This is a genomic window from Nocardia sp. NRRL S-836, from assembly GCF_001279525.1.
In the GTDB taxonomy this organism is placed as follows: Bacteria; Actinomycetota; Actinomycetes; order Mycobacteriales; family Pseudonocardiaceae; genus Lentzea.
In genome coordinates this window covers 43,304-54,088 of sequence record NZ_LGDY01000090.1, presented here as the reverse complement: position 1 = coordinate 54,088, position 10,785 = coordinate 43,304, and the positions used below count along the sequence as shown (strand labels likewise).

Annotated in this window: 5 protein-coding genes; 3 read left to right on the top strand and 2 right to left on the bottom strand. The window is 67.1% G+C overall.

What is annotated here, in order from left to right:
• Window positions 1–19 precede the first annotated feature (19 nt).
• From ADL03_RS10355 to ADL03_RS10345, 3 genes are all read left to right on the top strand, one after another.
• Entirely contained in the window at window positions 20–976 is a 957-nt protein-coding gene (locus tag ADL03_RS10355; RefSeq protein WP_157528440.1) for a hypothetical protein, read from the top strand.
• A 635-nt stretch (window positions 977–1,611) separates the two neighbouring features.
• Window positions 1,612–5,097 (top strand): DNA-directed RNA polymerase subunit beta, encoded by a 3,486-nt coding sequence (locus ADL03_RS10350; protein WP_053733161.1) that lies wholly within the window; start codon window positions 1,612–1,614, stop codon window positions 5,095–5,097.
• A gap of 100 nt (window positions 5,098–5,197) precedes the next feature.
• Window positions 5,198–9,094, top strand: coding sequence for a DNA-directed RNA polymerase subunit beta' (locus ADL03_RS10345; protein WP_053733160.1), 3,897 nt, complete (start codon window positions 5,198–5,200; stop codon window positions 9,092–9,094).
• Window positions 9,095–9,225: 131 nt separating this feature from the next.
• Here the strand turns inward: ADL03_RS10345 and ADL03_RS10340 are convergent, their stop codons facing one another.
• Together ADL03_RS10340 and ADL03_RS10335 are read right to left on the bottom strand one after the other, a co-directional pair.
• Window positions 9,226–10,350: a DUF418 domain-containing protein gene (locus tag ADL03_RS10340; protein WP_063798528.1), complete on the bottom strand. Its 1,125-nt coding sequence runs from the start codon at window positions 10,348–10,350 to the stop codon at window positions 9,226–9,228.
• A 71-nt stretch (window positions 10,351–10,421) separates the two neighbouring features.
• Window positions 10,422–10,703 carry a DUF4287 domain-containing protein gene (locus ADL03_RS10335; RefSeq protein ID WP_053733158.1) on the bottom strand — a complete coding sequence of 94 codons (282 nt, stop codon included), beginning with the start codon at window positions 10,701–10,703 and terminating at the stop codon, window positions 10,422–10,424.
• Window positions 10,704–10,785: the final 82 nt, after the last annotated feature.

Here is a 10,785-nt window from a genome sequence, read left to right as displayed (position 1 = left end):
GTTGATTGGACGAGTGCACGTGCCTCCATCCCGCCGCCGCCCCATCCCCACGCCGCCCGCCGGCGGCCGTCCGCGCGTGGCCGGTCTGAACCGCCGTTCCGGTGCCGCGGCCGAGGCTCCTGAGGCGGCTGTGACGCCCGAGGCCGTCGAGGTGGAGGAGACGGCCGGTTCCGAGGCCGTCGAGGCTCCTGAGAGCACGTCGAAGGCCCCGGCGGAGGTTCCCGCGGACGTTCCCGCGGAGGCTCCTGCGGACGCCACCGAAGACGACGCCGAGGACACCGGCGGCGCCGCGCCGAAAGCCGCGGAGGCGCTGGACTGGCCGCCGTCGGCCGAGTCGAAGGCCGCGAAGCCCAGGCCCGAGCCGGCGCCGAAGCCGTCGCCCGGTGCCACGGCCGCGGTCGCCGAACCGGTCGCCGCGGGCGGAGCCACCGCCGAGGGCTGGGCGCTGCCGGGCTGGCTGGTGCCGGTGGCGCTGCTCGTGGTCGCGGTGGTGTTCGCGGGCCTCGGCACGTTCTTCCTGGCGAAGTCCAGGTCCGTGACCTACGACGCCGCCCTCGTGGACTCCGCCACCACCTCCGCGGTGAACGGCCAGGTCCGCGAGGCCGTCGAGAAGTCGTTCTCGTACAACTTCGCCGACGTCACCGCCACCGAGAAGGCCGCGAAGGAGCTGCTCACCGGCAGGGCGCTCTGCCAGTACAACGCCGTCTTCGGCCCGGTCCGCGAGATCGCGCCGCAGCAGAAGCTGGTCGTGACCGTGCGCGTCGTCTCCTCCGCCGTCTCGTCCCTGCGCGACGGCCGCGCCACCGTCCTGGTCTTCGCCGACCAGGTCACCACCCGCACCACCGACAACCAGTCCGGCGGCGGCACCGCCATGCTCCAGGTCGGCGCGGTGTCCGACGGCGGCCGCTGGAAGATCGACAACCTGAAGATGTTCGGCGCGACCGCCGACCAGGACCGCCAACTCCAGGGCTGCTGACGACCCCACGGGACTCCCACGTTCCCTTCCCCGGTCACACGAGGACCCCGCGTGCGCTTCTGGAGTACGAAAGCTCCCCGGCGTGCACCCGCCGGCAGCCGTCCCGGGAGGGCCGCGCCAACCCTTCGCCGGCACCCACGTACCCGCCGGACGGTCGGTGCCAAACGCTCACCGGCCTTGGAGTAAGATCAACACCCTCCGAGGACCCGCGAAAAGGCCTTGGAAGCACCTCGAACACCCCCTCGCCAGACCTGACACGCGTGATCTCGGTCACACGGCTTCTCGTGGCGCTCTGTGAGAACGCTGGAGGCCGTCAACTTCCCACCAAGTCGGCCGCACACGTGTTTGTGCAGGTCAGCTGGATGACAGTCGGTAAACGCCGCTCCATCCAGAGAGTGGATAAGCGCTCGACATCTTGACTGCGCGCTCATGCAGGGTCACTCTGTCGGTGAGCAAGAGGAGGGTCCTTCCAGGTGCCTCTCGACAGTCGCCGTGCGTGTGGCTAGACTGCCCCTTTGCGCTGCCCATTTTCCGCTTGCCCTTCGCCGAGAGCGTGGATTAGTCGAGCAGCGCCGCACCCTAGACAGCCGTGCTAGTTCGCTCTAGCCAGCTATTTGTCCCTGGAAGGACGCATCTTGGCGATCTCTCGCGCGACCAAGGCCACTGCTGCGACCAACTCCACGTCGGGGATCCCTGGAGCGCCGAAGCGAGTTTCCTTCGCGAAGATTCACGAGCCGCTTCAGACGCCCAACCTGCTTGACCTGCAGATCCAGTCGTTCGAATGGCTCACCGGTGACGAGGCGTGGTTCCAGCGTCGCGTCGACGCCGGTGACGAGACCCCGACCGGTGGTCTCGAAGAGGTTCTCAACGAGATCTCGCCGATCGAGGACTTCTCCGGCTCCATGTCACTGTCCTTCTCCGACCCGCGCTTCGACGAGGTCAAGGCCTCGACCGAGGAGTGCAAGGACAAGGACATGACGTACGCGGCACCGCTGTTCGTCACGGCGGAGTTCACCAACCACACCACTGGCGAGATCAAGAGCCAGACGGTGTTCATGGGTGACTTCCCGATGATGACGGACAAGGGCACGTTCATCATCAACGGCACCGAGCGCGTGGTTGTCTCGCAGCTCGTGCGTTCGCCTGGTGTCTACTACGACACCGCGGTCGACAAGACGACGGACAAGGACGTCTTCAGCGTCAAGATCATCCCGTCCCGGGGTGCCTGGCTGGAGTTCGACGTCGACAAGCGCGACACCGTGGGTGTCCGCATCGACCGCAAGCGTCGCCAGCCGGTGACGGTGCTGTTGAAGGCTCTGGGCTGGAGCACCGAGCAGATCCGCGAGCGGTTCGCGTTCAGCGAGACGTTGCTGACCACGCTCGAGAAGGACCACACCGCGGGTACCGACGAGGCGTTGCTCGACATCTACCGCAAGCTGCGTCCGGGCGAGCCGCCCACGAAGGAGTCCGCGCAGGCCCTGCTGGAGAACCTGTTCTTCAAGGACAAGCGCTACGACCTGGCGAAGGTTGGCCGTTACAAGGTCAACAAGAAGCTGGGCCTGGACACCGAGATCAACACCGGTGTCCTGACCGAGGACGACATCGTCACGACGATCGAGTACCTGGTCCGCCTGCACGCCGGCGAGACGATGATGGACGGCGCCAACGGCACCGAGGTCCCCGTCGAGGTCGACGACATCGACCACTTCGGCAACCGTCGTCTGCGCACGGTCGGCGAGCTGATCCAGAACCAGATCCGCGTCGGCCTGTCCCGCATGGAGCGCGTCGTCCGCGAGCGCATGACCACGCAGGACGTCGAGGCCATCACGCCGCAGACCCTGATCAACATCCGCCCCGTCGTGGCGGCGATCAAGGAGTTCTTCGGCACCTCGCAGCTGTCGCAGTTCATGGACCAGACCAACCCGCTCGCGGGTCTGACCCACAAGCGCCGCCTGTCGGCGCTGGGTCCCGGTGGTCTGTCCCGTGAGCGCGCCGGCATGGAGGTCCGCGACGTCCACCCGTCGCACTACGGCCGCATGTGCCCGATCGAGACGCCGGAAGGCCCGAACATCGGCCTCATCGGCTCGCTCTCGTCCTACGCGCGGGTCAACCCGTTCGGCTTCATCGAGACGCCGTACCGCAAGGTCGTCGAGGGCCGGGTCACCGACCAGATCGACTACCTGACCGCGGACGAGGAGGACCGCTTCGTCAAGGCGCAGGCGAACTCGCCGACCGACGAAGAGGGCAACTTCACCGACGACCGCGTCCTGGTCCGCAAGAAGGGCGGCGAGGTCGAGTTCATCGACCCGACCGACGTCGACTACATGGACGTCTCGCCGCGCCAGATGGTGTCGGCCGCGACCGCCATGATCCCGTTCCTCGAGCACGACGACGCGAACCGCGCCCTGATGGGCGCGAACATGCAGCGTCAGGCCGTGCCGCTGCTCCGCTCCGAGTCGCCGCTGGTCGGCACCGGCATGGAGCTGCGCGCCGCCGTCGACGCCGGTGACGTCGTCGTCGCGAAGAAGACCGGTGTGGTCGAGGAGGTCTCCGCCGACTACATCACCGTCATGGCCGACGACGGTGCGCGCAACACCTACGCGCTGCACAAGTTCCGCCGCTCGAACCAGGGCACCTGCATCAACCAGAAGCCCATCGTCAACGAGGGCGACCGGGTCGAGGTGGGCCAGGTCCTGGCCGACGGGCCGTGCACCGAGAACGGTGAGATGGCGCTCGGCAAGAACCTGCTCGTGGCGATCATGCCGTGGGAAGGCCACAACTACGAGGACGCGATCATCCTGTCGCAGCGCCTCGTGCAGGACGACGTTCTCACCTCGATCCACATCGAGGAGCACGAGATCGACGCCCGCGACACGAAGCTGGGCGCCGAGGAGATCACCCGGGACATCCCGAACGTCTCCGAGGAGGTCCTCGCCGACCTCGACGAGCGCGGCATCATCCGGATCGGTGCCGAGGTGCAGCCGGGCGACATCCTCGTCGGCAAGGTCACGCCCAAGGGCGAGACCGAGCTGACCCCCGAGGAGCGCCTGCTCCGCGCGATCTTCGGTGAGAAGGCGCGCGAGGTCCGCGACACCTCGCTCAAGGTGCCGCACGGCGAGTACGGCAAGGTCATCGGCATCCGCGTCTTCTCGCGTGAGGACGACGACGAGCTGCCTCCGGGCGTGAACGAGCTCGTCCGCGTCTACGTGGCCCAGAAGCGCAAGATCCAGGACGGTGACAAGCTCGCCGGCCGCCACGGCAACAAGGGCGTCATCGGCAAGATCCTCCCCGTGGAGGACATGCCGTTCCTCGAGGACGGCACGCCGGTCGACATCATCCTGAACACCCACGGTGTGCCGCGTCGTATGAACATCGGCCAGGTGCTGGAGACCCACCTCGGGTGGATCGCCAAGCAGGGCTGGAGCATCAACGGCGACCCGGACTGGGCGAAGAACCTGCCCGAGGAGCTCTACGACGTCGACCCCGGCACCAAGACCGCCACGCCCGTCTTCGACGGCGCCAAGGAAGAGGAGATCACGGGCCTGCTGGGCTCGACGGTCCCGAACCGCGACGGCGAGCGGATGGTCAAGGAGAACGGCAAGGCGCAGCTCTTCGACGGTCGCTCGGGTGAGCCGTACCCGTTCCCGGTGTCGGTCGGCTACATGTACATCCTGAAGCTGCTGCACCTGGTGGACGACAAGATCCACGCGCGTTCGACCGGCCCGTACTCGATGATCACGCAGCAGCCGCTGGGTGGTAAGGCGCAGTTCGGTGGTCAGCGCTTCGGTGAGATGGAGTGCTGGGCGATGCAGGCGTACGGCGCCGCATACACCCTGCAGGAGCTGCTCACCATCAAGTCCGACGACGTGCTCGGCCGCGTGAAGGTCTACGAGGCCATCGTCAAGGGCGAGAACATCCCGGAACCCGGTATCCCGGAGTCCTTCAAGGTGCTGCTCAAGGAGCTGCAGTCGCTGTGCCTCAACGTCGAGGTGCTGTCTTCGGACGGTGCCGCGATCGAGATGCGCGACGGCGACGACGAGGACCTGGAGCGCGCGGCCGCGAACCTCGGCATCAACCTGTCGCGGTCCGAGTCGCCCTCCGTGGACGACGTCGTCAACTAGTCACCTCGCCGGTCGGTGAGGGGGATGCCTCCCGCGTCCCCTTCACCGGCCTTCAGACCAGCTCCTTTGCCACCGATCTAAAAAGGGGAAGAGAGTAGACGTGCTCGACGTCAACTTCTTCGATGAGCTCCGCATCGGACTCGCGACCGCGGACGACATCCGCCAGTGGTCCTACGGCGAGGTCAAGAAGCCCGAGACCATCAACTACCGCACGCTCAAGCCTGAGAAGGACGGCTTGTTCTGCGAGAAGATCTTCGGTCCCACCCGGGACTGGGAGTGCTACTGCGGCAAGTACAAGCGCGTGCGCTTCAAGGGCATCATCTGTGAGCGCTGCGGCGTCGAGGTGACCCGCGCGAAGGTGCGTCGTGAGCGCATGGGCCACATCGAGCTCGCCGCTCCGGTCACGCACATCTGGTACTTCAAGGGCGTCCCCAGCCGGTTGGGCTACCTGCTCGACCTGGCCCCCAAGGACCTCGAGAAGATCATCTACTTCGCCGCCTACGTGATCGTGGGCGTCAACGCCGAGCTGCGCCACAACGACCTGCCCACGCTGGAAAGCGAGATGCAGGTCGAGCGCAAGCGCGTCGAGAACCGCCGCGACGCCGACGTGGAGGCCCGCGCCCAGAAGCTCGAGGCCGACCTGGCCGAGCTCGAGGCCGAGGGTGCCAAGTCCGACGTGCGCCGCAAGGTCAAGGAGGGTGGCGAACGTGAGATGCGCCAGCTCCGCGACCGCGCCCAGCGCGAGCTGGACCGCCTCGACGAGATCTGGTCGACGTTCACCAAGCTCGAGCGCGCCCAGCTGATCGCGGACGAGCTGCTCTACCGCGAGCTGTACGACCGCTACGGCGACTACTTCACCGGTGCCATGGGCGCGGAGGCCATCCAGAAGCTCCTGGGTGACTACGACGTCGACGCCGAGGCCGACATCCTGCGCGAGACGATCCGCAGCGGTAAGGGCCAGAAGAAGCTGCGTGCGCTCAAGCGCCTCAAGGTCGTTGCCGCCTTCCAGGCGACCCGCAACAACCCGCAGGGCATGGTCCTGGACTGCGTCCCGGTCATCCCGCCGGACCTGCGCCCGATGGTGCAGCTCGACGGTGGCCGCTTCGCCACGTCCGACCTGAACGACCTGTACCGCCGCGTCATCAACCGCAACAACCGGTTGAAGCGGCTGATCGACCTCGGCGCGCCCGAGATCATCGTCAACAACGAGAAGCGGATGCTGCAGGAGGCCGTCGACGCGCTGTTCGACAACGGCCGCCGCGGCCGCCCGGTCACCGGTCCCGGTAACCGCCCGCTGAAGTCGCTGTCCGACCTGCTGAAGGGCAAGCAGGGCCGGTTCCGCCAGAACCTGCTCGGCAAGCGCGTCGACTACTCCGGCCGTTCGGTCATCGTGGTCGGCCCGCAGCTCAAGCTGCACCAGTGCGGTCTGCCCAAGCAGATGGCTCTGGAGCTGTTCAAGCCGTTCGTGATGAAGCGGCTCGTGGACCTCAACCACGCGCAGAACATCAAGTCCGCCAAGCGGATGGTCGAGCGTGCGCGCCCGGCCGTGTGGGACGTGCTGGAAGAGGTCATCACCGAGCACCCGGTGCTGCTCAACCGCGCACCCACGCTGCACCGCCTCGGCATCCAGGCCTTCGAGCCGCAGCTGGTCGAGGGCAAGGCCATCCAGCTGCACCCGCTGGTCTGTGAGGCGTTCAACGCCGACTTCGACGGTGACCAGATGGCAGTTCACCTGCCGCTGTCCGCCGAGGCGCAGGCCGAGGCCCGCGTCCTGATGCTGTCGTCGAACAACATCCTGTCGCCGGCGTCCGGCAAGCCGCTGGCCATGCCGCGTCTGGACATGGTGACCGGTCTGTACCACCTGACCCGGCACAAGGTCGGCGACATCGGCGAGGGCCACTTCTACTCGTCGCCCGCCGAGGCGCTGATGGCGTTCGACCGCAAGGTCCTGGGCCTGCAGGCGATGGTGAAGATCCGCGTCTCCGACAAGAACCCGCCCAAGGGTCAGGAGCCGGAGGGCTGGGAGCCCGGTCAGCCGTGGCTCGCGGAGACCACGCTGGGTCGCGTGCTGTTCAACGAGATCCTGCCGCAGGACTACGCCTTCATCAACGAGGTCATGCCCAAGAAGCGGCAGGCCGTGATCATCAACGACCTCGCCGAGCGGTACCCGATGGTCACCGTCGCCCGGACGCTGGACAAGCTGAAGGACGCCGGTTTCCACTGGGCCACCCGTTCCGGTGTGACCGTCGCGATCTCGGACGTCCTCGTCCCCGCCGCGAAGCAGGACATCCTCGAGGAGCACGAGCGCCTCGCGGACGCGGTGGAGAAGCGCTACCAGCGCGGTCAGCTCTCCCACGAGGAGCGCAACTCCGAGCTGGTCAAGGTGTGGACCAAGGCCACCGAGCAGGTCCACGAGATCATGGAAGACAACTTCCCCGAGGACAACTCGATCCGAGTCATCGTGCAGTCCGGCGCCGCCGGCAACATGACGCAGGTCCGTTCGCTCGCGGGTATGCGTGGTCTCGTCACCAACCCGAAGGGTGAGTACATCCCGCGCCCGATCAAGAACTCGTTCCGCGAGGGCTTGTCGGTGCTGGAGTACTTCATCGCGACGCACGGTGCCCGCAAGGGTCTGGCCGACACCGCGCTGCGCACCGCCGACTCGGGTTACCTGACCCGTCGTCTGGTGGACGTGTCGCAGGACGTCATCATCCGCGAGGTCGACTGCGGCACCACGCGTGGCGTGAACATGACCGTCGGCGAGCAGCTGGGCGACAAGGTCGGCCTGCACGAGTTCGCGCAGACGTCGGTCTACGCCCGCACGGTCGCGGACGACATCCACGACGCGCAGGGCAACCTGGTCCTGAACCGCGGCGACGACCTCGGCGACCCGGCGCTCCAGTCGCTGGTCGAGGCCGGCATCGTCCGCGTGAAGGTGCGCTCGGTGCTGACCTGCGAGTCGGCCGTCGGTGTGTGCGCGTCCTGCTACGGCCGCTCGATGGCGACCGGCCAGCTGGTCGACGTCGGCGAGGCCGTCGGCATCGTCGCCGCCCAGTCGATCGGTGAGCCCGGCACGCAGCTGACGATGCGCACGTTCCACCAGGGTGGTGTGGCCGGTGACGACATCACGACCGGTCTGCCCCGTGTCCAGGAGCTCTTCGAGGCCCGCGTCCCGAAGGGCAAGGCGCCGATCGCCGACGTGGACGGCCGCGTCCGCATCGAGGACGGCGACCGCTTCTGGAAGATCACGCTGATCCCGGACGACGGCTCCGAGGAGATCGTGTTCGAGAAGCTGTCCAAGCGTCAGCGTCTCGCCAACACGGCCACCGGCCCGCTGCAGGACGGCGACCACGTGCACGTCGGCCAGCAGCTGCTGGAAGGCACCCCGGACCCGCACGAGGTCCTGCGCGTCATGGGCCCGCGCGAGGCCCAGCTGCACCTGGTGCAGGAAGTGCAGAAGGTGTACCGCGCCCAGGGTGTGGCCATCCACGACAAGCACATCGAGGTCATCGTCCGGCAGATGCTCCGCCGGGTCACGATCATCGACTCGGGTGCCACGGAGTTCCTCCCGGGCTCGCTCGTCGAGCGCGCGGACTTCGAGTCGGGCAACCGCGCCGTCGTCGCCGAGGGTGGCGAGCCGGCCGCCGGTCGTCCGGTGCTGATGGGTATCACGAAGGCCTCGCTGGCAACCGACTCGTGGCTGTCCGCGGCGTCGTTCCAGGAGACCACGCGTGTGCTGACCGACGCCGCCATCAACGGGCGTTCGGACAAGCTCATCGGTCTGAAGGAGAACGTGATCATCGGTAAGTTGATCCCGGCTGGTACGGGCATCAACAGGTACCGCAACATCCAGGTCCAGCCGACCGAGGAGGCGCGTGCCGCCGCGTACGCGATTCCTTCGTACGACGACGGGTACTACACGCCTGACGTCTTCGGGACCGGGACCGGTGCGGCGGTGCCGTTGGACGACTACGACTTCGGTCGCGACTACCGGTAGGTCTGAGGTGTGAGAACGGCCCCTGGAGCTTCGGCTCCGGGGGCCGTTTTCTGTTCGTGTGGGTGGTTGACCAGATAGGGATGGCGAGTGGGAAACGCCGCGCTTCGCTCGCTCCGAGTGACCTGTGCCGGCTAGCTGAGCTGGTCTGCCATTGCCCGGGGTGGTTGGGCCTGGGGGCGTGGCTTCTTCTTGCGCCGTCCGTACGTCAGGAAGCGCAGCAGTACCTCCAGCGGCCCGCGGATGCCCGCGAGGTGCATGCCCAGCGACAGGATGACCGTGGCGAGCCAGGTGCAGAGGCCGACGAGCGATGCCTGGGCGACGCCGATCTCGTACCCGAGGCCGCCGATCGTGAACACCAGGGTCCACGACACGGACTGCAGGATGTAGTTGGTCAGCGAACGTTCACCGGTTGCGGCGATGGCCACCATCACCAGGCCCGGCTTCTTCACCTTGGCCGCGATGTAGCCCATCAGCGCCGCGTAGCCGAGGCCGCCGGGAAGCACGCTGAGGGTGTGCAGGATGACGAGTGGCATCGGGACGCCGTCGATCACCTGCGCGACGACCAGGGAGAGCGGCAGGCCGCCGACGATCATGAAGCCGATGCCGAAGATGGCCGTGTTGCGCAGGAACCGCACGTGCCGTTCCGGCTCCATGAGCATCTTGTGGCGGGCGGCCCACATGCCCAGGACCACCGGGATCAGCACCGCCGCCGGCCAGACCACCGAGTGCAGCCCCCAGGTCGGGAGTCCCTCCGGCAGCACGCCGTCGACCTTGATGACCTGGAACGCGGACAGCACGACGTAGGTCAGGTACACCGCCATCCACCCGCCGGCGAGTGCCAGCAGGGACTGGTCGCGCCAGACCATCGTGCTGACGAGGACCAGGCCCAGAACGCCGTAGGTGCCGAGGATGTCGGCTTCGAACAGGAAGTGGGCGTGGAGCGCACCCAGGACGATCATCCAGAAGCAGCGCTTGACGACCGTCCAGCGCGCTGCGGGCCACGTGGGCTGCCGGCCCGCCAGCTGCACCAGTCCGTACCCGAACAACGCCGCGAACAGCGGCAGCGGCTGCCCGTCGACGGTCAGCATCTGCAGACCCGACACGGCCAGGTCGAGGGTGCTGCCGTCCGTCGGGTAGTTGCGGTGGGTGGTCGGGTGGCCGCGGATGAACTGGTGCGCGTGCGAAAGCGCGATCAGCATCAACATCACGCCACGCGCGAGGTCGGGCGCCAGTGACCGCTTGCTCACTGTCTGCATCTGAATCCCCAGGATCTGATAGCACCAGCGCGGTGCTTGACCAGGGAATATACGTGACAGAACGTTTGCTTTCAGCGGTGTGCGATTCCGTCCAGACGAAGTGTGGCGGAGTCGTCGCGGTGACTGCCCGTGCTGCCCACGTGCTTCTCGCTGATCTGCACGCCGTTCTTCAGCACGTGGTACAGCGCCATCCCGTGTCCGCGGCCCAGGTCGTAGTCGGTCTTCAGCCACTCCAGGAACACACCCGCCTTGGTCGTGCCGTCGTACCCGCGCTCGGCGGCCGCCGCCAGCAGTTCGGCCGGGGTCTTGCCGGTCTTCTTCTCCGCGCCGTCGAGGTAGGCCTGGAAGGACATCGCCGTCTCCGTTCGTCCGTGTTGCCGGAAGCGTAGGACAACAAGAGCTGTCTTGACAACTTTTCTTGTCGGTAGGGTCACG

What these genes read in the sequence shown, in the direction of transcription:
- ADL03_RS10335 (WP_053733158.1), bottom strand. Translation starts at nt 10,703, where the DNA reads ATGTCCTTCCAGGCCTACCTCGACGGCGCGGAGAAGAAGACCGGCAAG.
- ADL03_RS10340 (WP_063798528.1), bottom strand. Translation starts at nt 10,350, where the DNA reads ATGCAGACAGTGAGCAAGCGGTCACTGGCGCCCGACCTCGCGCGTGGC.